The sequence below is a fragment of the Sinimarinibacterium flocculans genome (genome assembly GCF_003201205.1).
Classification (GTDB): domain Bacteria; phylum Pseudomonadota; class Gammaproteobacteria; order Nevskiales; family Nevskiaceae; genus Solimonas; species Solimonas flocculans.
This window is the reverse complement of record NZ_QICN01000008.1, coordinates 67,397-79,894: the sequence shown is the minus strand read 5'-3', so window position 1 is coordinate 79,894 and position 12,498 is coordinate 67,397. Positions and strand designations below refer to the sequence as shown.

Below are 12,498 nucleotides of genomic sequence, written 5' to 3'. Positions count from 1 at the left end.
GCTGGTCGCACCGTCGCGCCTCTGCGACACTCGCCCCGGGGACCTCCCCGGGGGAGACAACAATGAGACGGGCTGTGATCGGCGCCGCCGTACTGCTGGCCAGCGCAGCGGCGCAGGCGATTCCGGAAGGGCCGGACTATCCGTCGGCCGAATGGACCGAACGCGAGCTGGCGAACTACGCGAGAACCTTGGAGGCACCGGCCGAGCAGGCCACCAACCCGGCGTTCCTGTTGCGATGGCAGACACAGGGTCTCGCCAACCTCGCCGAGTGGAACCAGCGGGCACTGGACGATCCGAGCTGGCTGCTGCTGCCGGCACTCGATACACCGCTGACGCCGCTGTGTGCGACCTGGGGCGAGCAATGCACCGGCGATCCGTTCCGCTACCCTGGTGTCGACGGCCCCGACGGGGCGCCGTTCTACGACAGCGAAGCCGAGGTCGTTCCGGTCGTGTTCTACGACCGCGCCTGCGCACGCCTGTCGGGCCGCGTCTGGGCGCCGCGGGACACGCGCAACGGCTTGCCGGCGGTGATCATCGAGAACGGTTCGATCCAGGCACCGGAAACCCTGTACTGGTGGGCCGCGCAGGCGCTGCTGCGCGCCGGCTACGTCGTCATGACCTTCGATCCGCGCGGCCAGGGGCGCTCGGACCAGCAGACGCCGGGCGGCGACCAGGGCAGCAACCTGAACTCGACGGTGTTCTGGGACGGCCTGGTCGACGCGATCGACTTCTTCCGTTCGGGCGGCGCGCGCCCGTATCCGCACAATCTGGCCTGCGCCGGCACGTATCCGACCGACGTCACGGCGTTCAACCCGCATGCCGGGCGCATCGACCCGGCGCGGCTCGGGCTGGCCGGCCACTCGCTGGGCGCCACCGGTGTCAGCGTCGTGCAGAGCTACGGCGCCGACGGCGCGCAGCCGTGGCCGGGGCTGCTCGACGCCGACAATCCGGTCGACGTCATCGTCGCCTGGGACAGCCTGTCGTCGCCGCGTCCCGCCGACGGCGAACGGCCGGCGGTCGTGCCGCGTGTGCCGGCGATGGGGCACACCAGCGAGTACGGCATCGGCGGACTCGCGTTCACCTCACCTCCCGATCCGGAATCGCACAAGAACGCCTTTGCCGCCTGGCGGGACGCCGACGTGCCGGTGTTCCAGCTGACGATCCAGGGCAGCACGCATTTCGAGTGGTCGCTGATTCCGAGCTTTCCGTCGACGTCCTGGTGCGCGGACACGGCCGGCAACCGCTGCAGCGGCGGCTGGGGTCAGCCGCTGGCCGAGCACTACACCGTGGCCTGGTTCGATCGCTGGCTCAAGCAGCCGGGCGAACCCGGATACGACGACGCCGACGCGCGCCTGCTCGCGGATGCCGACTGGGTCGAGCGCTTCAGCTTCTACTCCCGCTCGGCACGCGCCTTCGCCGATCGCAGCGGCGGCCGGCACTCCTGCGAAGACATCCGCGCGGGATGCGACGGTGCGGACGCCGGTGCTTCCGGTGGCGGGGCCGGTTCGGGCGGGTTCGTGCTTGCCGCGCTGGCGCTGCTGCGCCGCCGCGCGCTGCGCTGAGGCGTCGCGTCAGTTCGTCGCGCCGCGCGCGCGCACAATGCGCAGGTCGGGCCGACCGCTGCCCGTCGGCGCCGCGGGACGGGCCGCCGGCCCGCGCTCGACACGCTCAAGGCAGTCGTTGAGCGTCTGGCTGATCAGGGTCTGGTTGCGGATCATCTCGATCCGTGGCCAGGTCGCGCGCTCGCCCTCGAGCATGAAGCGCTTGATCGCCTCCATGGACGGATTGGCGGTGACGTTGGCGTACCGCCACAGGCTCACGTCCGGCAGGATGTTGATGTTGCCGCGATAGTCCTGATCGAGGATCGAGGAGCCCAGATCCAGCGTGCGACGGACGCCTCCGACCGGCAGGCGATGCCGCACGAGATCGATCACGCTCTTGGCCTGACCGCGCACGCTCGAGTAGGCGAAGTCGCGCGCACCGTGCAGCACGTTGCCGTCGCCCGGTTCGCGCCGCGACACGAACGGCAGCACGTGCGGGTTGGTCTGGCTGACGATGAAGTGATTGACGTTGTGCAGGCGACGCATGCGCAGGATCGGCAGATCGGACTTGAGCGACCCGTCGTTCCAGCGCAGCAGCGGCATGTAGGGCACGCGTTGTGCGCGCTCGTCCTGCGTCATCAGCATCACCGGCGGAAACAGCACCGGCACCGCGCACGAGGCGAGCACCGCTTCCTGCAGGTACAGATACGGGAACGTCAGGTAGTTCAGCAGCCGCGGCGGCTGGTTCGAGCCGGCCGGCGACACGGTGATGTTGATGACGCGTCCCGAGCGCTGGTACGCCTCTTCGAAGGTCCAGTCACGGACGTTCGCGGCGATCGCCTTGCGCAGCTGGTTCTGGTCCATCAGTGCGCGATTTCGCAGCACGTCGCGCCACGGCAGGATGCGCCAGAAGTGATAGTACGCGGCCTCCGGATCGAGCAGCTCCTCGACTTCGTGCGGTTCGCGCGTGCCGACGGTCGCGCAGACCACCGAGCCGGCACTGGAGCCGGACATGATCGACGGCACCAGCCCTTCTCGGTACAGCGCCTTGACGACGCCGACATGGAACAGGCCCAGCGTCGCGCCACCCGACAGCATCAGGGCCGAAGTGCCGTAGCTGTGCGCGACCTCGCCGAAGAACTTGAGCTTTGCCGCGTGATCGAATGCCGGCGAATCGAGGTCGGCGAGATACTTCAGCGTCTCGGAGATCTCGGCGACGTACTCGCCGATCAGGCGCTTGGTGCCGACCAGCGTGTGTTCGTACAGCCTCGGATTGCCGGTATTGCCCAGGTTCCAGTGCAGCCCCTGCCGCAGGTGATGCACCAGCTTGGCAATCTGCCCTTCCTCGCGGAACTGGCGTACCTGCCGCAGGCGTGCACGGATCAGACGCCAGTCGAAGTCCGCGCTGGTGTCGTCGTCGCGCCAGTCGTCGCGACCGTCGAGACGGTCCAGCTCCTCGGCCGCGCCGCGCCAGGATGCGTAGTCGGTTGCGTTCTGCAGATCTCGGGTGAGCTGTCGCTTGTTGCGATTCACCGGCGTCTCGGAAGAATTGAATAACTGGTATGGTGCGGTCGCATCGCCGCTGCCGCAACCACCCGCCGGGTAGGTCGGCGACTGCCGGTCCGGTGCAATGCCGCCGCTCGTCAGACGCCGCAGCTACCGGCGCGCCGCGCGATCGGCCGGGTGGTCGGACTTTTTCCGAAGCGCTTCAATACACTGCCGCTGATTCGATGGGTTCCGGGGGACTCGACTCATGACCGCGCCGCTGCATCAGGCTCTGCAGAAGCTCGACACGATCATTCTCGGCAAGCCGGCGCAGCTTCGGCTGGCGATGACCTGCCTGCTGGCACGCGGCCACCTGCTGATCGAGGATATCCCGGGCGTCGGCAAGACCACGCTGGCACTCGCGCTGGCGAGGGTTCTCGGGCTCGACTTCCAGCGTGTGCAGTTCACGTCGGACCTGCTGCCGGCCGACATCCTCGGCGTCTCCGTCTACGAATCGCGCGAAGCGACGTTTCGCTTCCATCCGGGGCCGATCTTCTCCCAGCTCGTGCTCGCCGACGAGGTGAACCGCGCAAGTCCGAAGACGCAGTCGGCCCTGCTCGAGGCGATGGAGGAGCGCCAGGTCACCGTCGAGGGGACGACGCGACGCCTGCCCGAACCGTTCTTCGTGATCGCGACACAGAACCCCGCGCAGCAGATCGGGACCTTCCCGCTGCCGGAGTCGCAGCTCGACCGCTTCCTGATGCGCGTGTCGCTCGGCTATCCGCCACCGGAAGCCGAACGCGCGCTGCTGCAGGAGCGCGAGCGCCGCGACCTGCTCGCCGAAACACCGTCGGTATTGGCGCCCGCCGAACTGCTCGCGCTGCAGCAGCAGGTGCAGCAGGTGCGCACCGCACCGGCGCTGATCGATTATCTGATGGCCCTGATCCAGCGCACGCGCGAGCTTCCCGGCCTGCGTCAGGGCCTGTCACCGCGCGCCGGTCTTGCGCTGCGGCGCGCCGCCCAGGCCTGGGCGCTGATCGAGGGGCGCGGCGGCGTGATTCCCGAGGACGTGCAGGCCGTGTTCGTCGCCGTCGTCAATCACCGCCTCGTCGCCGCCGCCGAACGCGAGGGCGCGGCGATCAGCGCCGAAGAGGTGCTCGCGGAGGTCGCGATTCCGTAGTCGCGCACGGTGCCGACATGCGCTTCTGGCTCATCTTCAAGATTCTGCTGCACCCGCTGCGCTGGGCACAGGACCGCATCGACGCCTGGGTGATGGCGCGGGTCAAGCGACAGCCGGGACCGATCGCGATCACGCGCAACCGCGTCTACATCCTGCCGACGCGGTTCGGCTACTTCTTCGCCCTGATGCTGCTGGTGATGCTGCTCGGCGCGATGAACTACTCGAACAGCATGGCGTTCCTGCTGACCTTCCTGCTCGCCGGGATCGCGCTGGTGTGCATGCACCACACGCACGCCAATCTCGTCAGCGTGCAACTGCGCGCCGGCAACTGCGAGCCGGTGTTTGCCGGCGAGACGGCGCACTTCGAACTGCGCATCGACAATCCGTCGCCGACGCCGCGCTATTCGCTGGCCGCGAGCTGGCCCAAGCTCGAGGAACACGCCGTGCCGGGCGACGTGGCCGCACGCGGTTCGGGCCTGTTCATGCTGTCGCTGCCCGCCGGGCACCGCGGCTGGCTGGAAGGCCGCGTGTTCAGCGTCTCGACCGAGTATCCGCTGGGCCTGTTCCACGCCTGGACCTGGGCCGAACTCGACATGCGCTGCCTCGTGTTTCCGAAGCCGGCGGCGCACGGCGGCGAGCCGCCGGCGGCAGGCGGCCACGGCGGCCTGGCCAGCAGTGATCGCAGCGGTCAGGATGAGTTCGCCGGCCTGCGCAGCTATCGCCGCGGCGACACGCCGCGTTCGATTCACTGGAAAAGCCTGCCGAAGCTGCAGCACCCGATGGTCAAGCAATTCGCGGAAACGCTGGAGCAGGACCTGTGGCTCGACTGGTCGGCGCTCGCGGCACTGGAGGTCGAGGCCCGCCTGTCGCAGCTCACGCGTTGGGTGCTCGACGCAGAAGCGGCTCGACGCAATTACGGCCTGCGGCTGCCCGGGACGCTGATTCCACCCGGCCGCGGCGACGCCCACCGCTTCGCCTGCCTCAAGGCACTGGCGCTGTACGACGCCGACGCGGGATGAACGAGTACCTGCCGCTGGTGTCGCTGTGGCGCCTGCTCGCCGTGCTCGCGCTCGTGATCTCGCCGCATGTGCTGCGCCTGCCCGTCTGGGAGACGGCACTGATCGCCGCGGTGATCGGCTGGCGCGCCCTCGCTGCCTACAAGCAATGGCGCCTGCCGCCGGTCTGGCTGAAGCTGGGCCTCACGGCGCTGGCCTTCATCGGCGTGCTGTGGTCCTACCAGGGACGCATCTCCGGACAGAACGCGGGCACCGCGCTGCTGTGCGTCATGGCCGCGCTCAAGCTGCTCGAGTTCCGCGACCGCCGGGACGTGATGGTCGTCGTATTTCTCATGTACTTCATGCTGATGACGCACTTCCTGTTCTCGCAGGAACTGTGGACCGTCGCCTATCTGATTGTCTGTGTCGTCGCCACGACAGCCGTGCTGGTCGAATGCCAGCACCGCGGCGCGCTGGCCCCGCGCTTCACCCTGCGCAAGGGCGGTGCCATCGCCTTGCAGGCGCTGCCGTTGATGCTGCTGCTGTTCATCCTGTTTCCACGCATCCCCGGTCCCTTGTGGGGACTGCCCGCCGACGCTGGCGCCGCACGCAGCGGCCTGTCCGACCGCATGGCGCCCGGCGACATCTCCAGCCTGATCGAATCCGACGAGACCGCGTTTCGCGTCACCTTCGACGGCGCGGTGCCGCCGCCGGCCGCGCGCTACTGGCGCGGCCCGGTCTTCGACAACTTCGATGGCCGCGCCTGGGAGGAAGGGTTCGCGACGCTGGTTCCGGGCTACGGACCGGAGGTCGATCTGCGTGGTCGTCCGGTGCGCTACGAGATCACGCTCGAACCGAACCGCGCGCGCTGGCTGTTCGCACTGGACATGCCCGACGAATCGTCGATCCCGGAGGATGCGATCCTCGGGCGCGAAGGCCAGCTGCTCGCACGCAAGCTCGTACGCGAGCGCCGGCGCTACACGCTGACCTCGTTCACCGACTACCGGATGGCGCAGACGCCCCAGCATCCGCGCCGCTACCTGCGCCTTCCCGACGGCTTCAATCCGCGCACGCTCGACTTCGCGCAGCGGCTGCGCGACCAGTACCCGCAGGATCTCGACTACGCCCGTGCGATCCTGCGCATATTCCGCGAGCAGCCCTACGTGTATACGCTGCAGCCGCCAGCGCTCGGCCGGCACAGCGTCGACGAGTTCCTGTTCGATACCCGGCGCGGCTTCTGCGAGCACTACTCGAGCGCCTTCGCCGTGCTGATGCGTGCCGCCGGTGTGCCGTCGCGCGTCGTCACCGGCTATCAGGGCGGTCAGCTCAACGAATTCGGCGGCTACTACGTCGTACGCCAGTCCGATGCCCACGCCTGGGTGGAGATCTGGGTCGCCCCGGACGGCTGGATCCGCATCGACCCGACGGCCGCCGTCGCACCCGAGCGCATCGAACAGAGTATCGAGGCCGCCCTGAGCGAACTCGAAGGCCTTCCCGGTCACCTGTCGGCCCGCACGCGGCTGCGTTACTACCTCGAGGCGCGCTGGGACCTGATCAACGCCCAGTGGAACGGACTGGTGCTGGCCTACGGTCCCGAGCTGCAGCAGCAGTTCCTCAGCCGGTTCGGGCTCGATGACATGAGGCGGATGATTCTGACGCTGACGATCGCCATCACGGGAACACTGGCGCTCCTCGGCCTGATGCTGCTGCGCAAGGCCGCACCCGCACGCACCGAGGACGCGGCCCTGCGCGAGTGGCACCGGCTCGCCCGCAAGCTGACACGCGCCGGCCTGCCGCCACGACCCGCCGAAGGACCTCAGGACTACGTGGAGCGCGTTGCCGCGGCGCGGCCGTCGTGGGCGGCGGCGTTACGACATATCGCCGGCCTGTACCTGCACAGCCGCTATCAGCTGGATCCCGAGACCGCACCGCTGCGCGAACTGGCGCATGCGGTACGCAGCTTCCGCACGAGCTGAGGCCGCGGCCTCAGAGCTGCGCGCGGATTGCCCAGAGGTCCGGAAACAGGGGCCGGAACAGGGTGCTGCGCAGGTAACCGGCCCCAGTCGACCCGCCGGTGCCCGGCAGCGTGCCGATCGTGCGCTCGACCATCTTCACATGCCGGTAGCGCCACTCCTGCAGCCCTTCGTCGAGGTCCACCAGCCGCTCGCACAGCTGTGCCGCCAGTCCGCCCTGCCGGTAGATGCCGACCAGCATCGACTGCACGGCGCCGTCCCCGTCGTATGCGGCGGTGACGTCGCGCCGCAGCACATGCTCCGGCACGGCGTGCCCTTGCGCGGACAGGCTGCGCAGCACGTGGTCGAACAGCGGCGGGGCATCCCAGGCCTGCTGCAGCAAGGCCCGGCCGGCCGAGCCGGCGGGATGCTGCGCCAGTACCTCGCCGCGCTTGTGGCCGAGACGGAATTCGAGTGCGCGGAACTGGGCCGACTGGAACCCGCTCGCCGCCTCCAGCCGCGTGCGGAAGGCGCTGAACGACAGCGGGGTCATCGTCTCGAGAATGTCGACCTGCGACACCAGCGTCTTCAGGATCGTCAGCATGCGTCGCAAGGACGACAGGGCACGATCGAGCGCCGATGCACCCAACGCCTGCTCCAGGGCATCGAGTTCGTGCAGCAGCTGCTTGAACCAGAGTTCGTAGACCTGGTGGATCACGATGAACAGCATCTCGTCGTGCTCCGGGCCGTCCGAGCGCGGCGACTGCAGCGCGAGCAGTTCGTCGATGCGCAGGTAGTGGCTGTATGTCAGCGGTTTGGACGCCATGGCGGCTAGCGCTTGAAGGTTGCCGCGCATTACAGCACGGCAGCCTCCCCGTCCGTTTCGGGAGCACGCACGCGCCCCAGCAGCCAGCCGCCGGCGACGAAGAACAGCAGCAGCGTGAGGATCGCCAGGCGCGGACTGCCGCTCAGCTGTGCGGTGACGCCGACGACGGCCGGACCGAGCACGGCTGCGAACTTGCCGAGCATGTTGTAGAAGCCGAAAAACTCGCCCGCGCGGTCCGCCGGAATCAGCCGCGCATAGTAGGAACGCGACAGCGACTGGATGCCGCCCTGCACGCAGCCGATCGCGGCGGCCATCAGATAGAACTGCATGACGGTCTGCAGGAAGTACGCCCACAGCGTCACGCCGGCGTAGACGCCGAGCGCCACGAAGATTGCGTGCTTGGTGCCGATCCGGTCGCCGAGCCAGCCGAAGAACAGCGCTGCCGGAAAGCCGATGAACTGCACCATCAGCAGCGCGGCGATCAGATTGCCCGACTCGAAGCCAAGCTTCATGCCGAAATCGACCGCCATGACGATGATGGTGTCGACGCCGTCGATGTACAGCCAGTAGGCGATCAGGAACATCCACACCGCACGGTGCCGGCGGATCTGCCGCAGCGTCGACAGCAGTTCCCGCCAACCGCTCTGCCCCGCGCGCGGCGATCCCTCGGGCACGTTGCGGAACAGCGGCACGGAGAAGACCAGCCACCAGACCGCCACCATCAGGAAGGCGACACGGGTCGCGAACGCGGCATCGGGCAGCCCGAACCACGCCGGCTTGAGCGCCATTGCGACGTTGACGGCGAACAGCAGGCCGCCGCCGAGATAACCGAGGCCGTAGCCCAGCGCGGAGACGCGGTCCATCTCGCGCGGCGATGCGACATGCACGAGCAGCGAGTCGTAGAACGAGACGCTGCCGAAGAAGCCAATGCGCCCGACGATCGACAGGCCGATGGCCCAGCCCCACTGCCCCTGAGCGACGAGGTACAGCGCTGCGGTCGACAGCACGCCCATCGCCGTGAACGCGCCGAGGAAACGCTTCTTCGCGGCGCGGCGATCGGCGATGGCCCCCAGCCACGGCACCAGCAGCATGACGACGATGCTCGCGACCGTCGCCGTCAGACCCTGATACAGCGTCTGCGTCTGCGGCGCGACATCCGCCGCCCAGTACTCGTTGAAGAAGATCGGGAAGAAGCCGGCGAGCACGGTGGTCGCGAAGGCGGAGTTGCCCCAGTCGTACAGCGCCCAGGACCACCGGCGTTTACGCGCACTCACCTACAGCTCGAGTCCGAGCACGAGCGCGTCCTCGCGACCGTCATGCGCAGGGTAGTAGCCGCGGCGCTCGCCGAGCGGACGGAAGCCGAAGCCGGTATAGAGCGCCTGCCCGGCCGCGTTGGACTTGCGCACCTCGAGCAGCACGAGACCGACGGCGGCCGCACGCGCGACCATCGCCAGATGCTTGAGCAGGAACTGCGCAAGGCCGCGTCGACGCTGCGACGGCGCGACGCAGAGGTTGAGGATGTGCGCCTCGCCGGCGGCCATGCTCATCATGGCGTAGGCCAGCACTGCGTCCTCGGGATCGGTCACCACCCAGGCGCTGTAACCGACGCGCAGGCAGTCACTGAAGATGCCGTCGGTCCACGGGAAGTCGTAGGCGGTGCGCTCGATCGACATCACCTGCGGCAGGTGCTCGGCGCGCATCGGGTGCAGCCGCCACGACGGTTCGAGCTGCGCGCTCAAGCCGGCTCCGCGAGATGCCGGTGGATGCGCTTGAGGTCTTCCCAGCTCTTGGCCTTCTCGCGCGGACTGCGCAGCAGGTAGGCCGGGTGGTAGGTCACGAACACCGGCGTCTGCGTCGGGCCATAGCGATGCAGGGGGCCGCGCAAGCGCGACAGCGGCGCGTCGGTCGCCAGCAGGCGCTGCGCGGCGACGCGGCCCAGCGCGACGATCAGCTTCGGCTTCACCAGTTCGATCTGGCGGTCGAGATAGGGCCGGCAGGCTTCGACCTCGTCAGCTTCCGGGTCGCGATTGCCCGGCGGACGGCACTTGACGACGTTGGCGATGAACACCGCCTGCTCGGGCGCGGCCTGTTTGCGCGAGCGGCCGATGGCCTTGAGCATCTCGTCGAGCAGCTTGCCGGCGCGACCGACGAAGGGTTCGCCCTGGGCGTCCTCGTCGGCGCCCGGCCCCTCGCCGACCACCATCAGCGGCGAAGTCTCGCTGCCGACGCCGAACACCGTCTGCGTGCGCGTCGCGCACAGCTTGCAGGCCTGGCAGTCCTTGACCGTCGCGCGCAGTCCGGACCAGTCCGCAGGCACCTCGCGCGGGGCCGCGGCAGCCGGTGCGGCCGCGATCATTGCCGTCGGGGTGGCAGCGGCCGGCGGCGGGACAGCGGGTCGGGGTTTGCGTGGCATCGGTTCGCGAATCGCGGCTGGCGGTTCCGGTTCTTCGACGGATGGCGCCGCCGTCACCCCGCCCGTCCCGCGCAAGGCCCATGTCTCGATGCCCAGCAGGTGCAGGTAGCGTTGGCGGCGCGCCGTGTCCATGGCGCGATTGTATCCGCTGCCCGCCGGGTGGCGGACAGCGGATCTGCGACCGACAGCGTCAGGCGGCGCGACGCTGCTCGCGCTGCTGCGCCAGCGCGCGGTTGGCGCCGGACAGGATCGCCTTGAGCGAGGCCGTGACGATGTTGGCATCGCGACCGACGCCGAACAGCGGCTTGCCGTCACCGACCTTCATCTCGATGTAGGTCACCGCGGCAGCACCGGCGCCGGCGCCGATCGAATGCTCGTGATAGTCGAGCACCGCAATCGGCTCGCCGACGACCTGCGACAGCGCCGTGATGAAGGCGTCGATCGGGCCGTTGCCCTTGCCCTTGAGCTTCTGCGCACGCCCGTCGACGCTGATCTCGGTCGCCAGCTCCACCTCGTCGCGTGTCGAGTCCTCGACCAGATGGTGCGAAACGTAGCCGTAGGGCGCGACCGCCTCGAGATACTCGCGCGTGAAGATGCCGCCGATATCCTCGGCCGTCATCTCCTTGCCGCTCTCGTCCATCGCCGCCTGCACCACCTGGCTGAACTCGATCTGCAGGCGCCGCGGCAGACTCAGGCCGTACTCGGCCTCGAGCAGGTAGGTGATGCCGCCCTTGCCCGACTGCGAGTTCACGCGGATCACCGCCTCGTAGCTGCGGCCCAGGTCCTTCGGGTCGATCGGCAGGTATGGCATCTCCCAGATGTCGCCATCCTTGCGCGCGCCGAAGGCTTTCTTGATCGCGTCCTGGTGCGAGCCCGAGAACGAGGTGAAGACCAGGTCGCCGACGTAGGGATGGCGCGGATGCACCGGCAGCTGGTTGCAGAACTCCACCGTGCGGCGCACCGCATCGATATCGGAGAAATCCAGGCCCGGATGCACGCCCTGCGTGTACATGTTCAGCGCCAGGTTGACGACATCGACGTTGCCGGTGCGTTCACCATTGCCGAACAGGCAGCCTTCGATGCGGTCGGCGCCGGCCATCAGCGCGAACTCGCCGGCGGCAGTGCCGGTACCGCGATCGTTGTGCGGGTGGATCGACAGCAGGATCGCCTCGCGACGCTCGAGGTTGCGGTGCATCCATTCGACCATGTCGGCGAAGATGTTCGGCGTCGAATGCTCGACCGTCGACGGCAGGTTGATGATCAGTGGCTTCTCGGGCGTCGGCTCGAACACCGCCGAGACCGCGTCGACGATGCGCTTGGAGAACTCCAGCTCGGTGCCGGAGAACATCTCCGGCGAGTACTCGAAGCGCCAGTCGGTGCCCGGATTCTCGGCCGCGAGCTGTTTGATCAGCTTCGCGTGCTGCACGGCCAGCTCGTCGATGACCTGCTGCTGGCTCATGTTGAACACGACGCGCCGCATCACCGGCGCCGTCGCGTTGTAGAAATGCACGATCGCCCGCTTCGCGCCCCTGAGCGACTCGAAGGTGCGGCGGATCAGCGGCTCGCGCGACTGCGTCAGCACCTGGATCGTCACGTCATCCGGAATCAGGTCCTTCTCGATCAGATGCCGGATGAAGTCGAACTCGGTCTGCGAGGCGCTGGGAAAGCCGACCTCGATCTCCTTGAAGCCGATCTTCACCAGTTCCTCGAACATGCGCAGCTTGCGCGTGCGGTCCATCGGCTCGATCAGCGACTGGTTGCCGTCGCGAAGATCGACGCTGCACCAGACCGGCGCCTTGGAAATCACCGCATCGGGCCAGCTGCGATCACGCAGATGCACCGGCTCGAAACGGCGGTACTTGTCGGAAGGGGTGTTCAACATCGTCATGGCGGAGTCCTCGCCTGGGTGACTACGCACGCACGCGTCGTGCGGAGCCTTGTCGGTTGCAGCGGGTTCGGGTTTGCACGGTTTTGGCCCCGTGCGCGGCGCGGCGCGTATGGTCTGCCTTACGGCAGAAGCAGCAGTAGGCCAAGACCGCGGGCGGACGCCGCAGTGCGAAGGAACATCTGGCCGTTGAAAACGCGCATGGCCCCGGACTATAGACC

10 protein-coding genes are annotated in these 12,498 nt (G+C 68.3%); 4 read left to right on the top strand and 6 right to left on the bottom strand.

Annotation, left to right across the window (positions count from 1 at the left end):
- Positions 1-62 precede the first annotated feature (62 nt).
- Positions 63-1,562, top strand: coding sequence for an alpha/beta fold hydrolase (locus tag C8D93_RS14210; protein WP_146216619.1), 1,500 nt, complete (start codon positions 63-65; stop codon positions 1,560-1,562).
- A gap of 9 nt (positions 1,563-1,571) precedes the next feature.
- Here C8D93_RS14210 and C8D93_RS14205 read toward each other — a convergent pair whose 3' ends face one another.
- Complete coding sequence (locus tag C8D93_RS14205) at positions 1,572-3,074, bottom strand: DUF3336 domain-containing protein (protein ID WP_110265874.1); 1,503 nt, start codon at positions 3,072-3,074, stop codon at positions 1,572-1,574.
- 220 nt (positions 3,075-3,294) lie between these two features.
- On the opposite strand from C8D93_RS14205, the gene C8D93_RS14200 reads away from it, so the two are divergent.
- The 3 genes from C8D93_RS14200 to C8D93_RS14190 are packed head-to-tail and all read left to right on the top strand — an operon-like array spanning position 3,295 to position 7,177.
- Positions 3,295-4,206 (top strand): AAA family ATPase, encoded by a 912-nt coding sequence (locus C8D93_RS14200; RefSeq protein WP_110265873.1) that lies wholly within the window; start codon positions 3,295-3,297, stop codon positions 4,204-4,206.
- A 17-nt stretch (positions 4,207-4,223) separates the two neighbouring features.
- Entirely contained in the window at positions 4,224-5,225 is a 1,002-nt protein-coding gene (locus C8D93_RS14195) for a DUF58 domain-containing protein (protein WP_110265872.1), read from the top strand.
- The gene (locus C8D93_RS14190) at positions 5,222-7,177 is read left to right on the top strand and encodes a transglutaminase TgpA family protein (protein ID WP_110265871.1); all 1,956 of its coding nucleotides are present in this window, start codon (positions 5,222-5,224) and stop codon (positions 7,175-7,177) included. Before C8D93_RS14195 ends, C8D93_RS14190 begins: the two co-directional genes overlap by 4 nt.
- Before the next feature lie 10 nt (positions 7,178-7,187).
- Here C8D93_RS14190 and C8D93_RS14185 read toward each other — a convergent pair whose 3' ends face one another.
- Genes C8D93_RS14185 through leuA form a run of 5 tightly spaced genes read right to left on the bottom strand, consistent with a single transcriptional unit; the run spans position 7,188 to position 12,274 of the window.
- Complete coding sequence (locus tag C8D93_RS14185; RefSeq protein WP_211307357.1) at positions 7,188-7,979, bottom strand: tryptophan 2,3-dioxygenase; 792 nt, start codon at positions 7,977-7,979, stop codon at positions 7,188-7,190.
- A gap of 29 nt (positions 7,980-8,008) precedes the next feature.
- A complete protein-coding gene (locus C8D93_RS14180) occupies positions 8,009-9,253 on the bottom strand; it encodes an MFS transporter (RefSeq protein ID WP_110265869.1) in 1,245 nt (414 codons plus the stop codon).
- Positions 9,254-9,718 carry a ribosomal protein S18-alanine N-acetyltransferase gene (gene rimI / locus C8D93_RS14175; protein WP_110265868.1) on the bottom strand — a complete coding sequence of 155 codons (465 nt, stop codon included), beginning with the start codon at positions 9,716-9,718 and terminating at the stop codon, positions 9,254-9,256.
- Entirely contained in the window at positions 9,715-10,524 is an 810-nt protein-coding gene (locus C8D93_RS14170; RefSeq protein WP_110265867.1) for a uracil-DNA glycosylase, read from the bottom strand. Before C8D93_RS14170 ends, rimI begins: the two co-directional genes overlap by 4 nt.
- Positions 10,525-10,582: 58 nt before the next feature.
- On the bottom strand, positions 10,583-12,274 hold the full coding sequence (gene leuA, locus C8D93_RS14165; protein WP_110266014.1) for a 2-isopropylmalate synthase: 1,692 nt from the start codon (positions 12,272-12,274) through the stop codon (positions 10,583-10,585).
- Between the last annotated feature and the right edge of the window lie 224 nt (positions 12,275-12,498).

Excerpts from the sequence above, each read along its gene's own strand:
- C8D93_RS14210 (WP_146216619.1), top strand. The coding sequence starts at position 63 with ATGAGACGGGCTGTGATCGGCGCCGCCGTACTGCTGGCCAGCGCAGCG.
- C8D93_RS14200 (WP_110265873.1), top strand. The coding sequence starts at position 3,295 with ATGACCGCGCCGCTGCATCAGGCTCTGCAGAAGCTCGACACGATCATT.
- C8D93_RS14195 (WP_110265872.1), top strand. The coding sequence starts at position 4,224 with ATGCGCTTCTGGCTCATCTTCAAGATTCTGCTGCACCCGCTGCGCTGG.
- C8D93_RS14190 (WP_110265871.1), top strand. The coding sequence starts at position 5,222 with ATGAACGAGTACCTGCCGCTGGTGTCGCTGTGGCGCCTGCTCGCCGTG.
- C8D93_RS14185 (WP_211307357.1), bottom strand. The coding sequence starts at position 7,979 with ATGGCGTCCAAACCGCTGACATACAGCCACTACCTGCGCATCGACGAA.
- C8D93_RS14170 (WP_110265867.1), bottom strand. The coding sequence starts at position 10,524 with ATGGACACGGCGCGCCGCCAACGCTACCTGCACCTGCTGGGCATCGAG.
- leuA (WP_110266014.1), bottom strand. The coding sequence starts at position 12,274 with ATGTTGAACACCCCTTCCGACAAGTACCGCCGTTTCGAGCCGGTGCAT.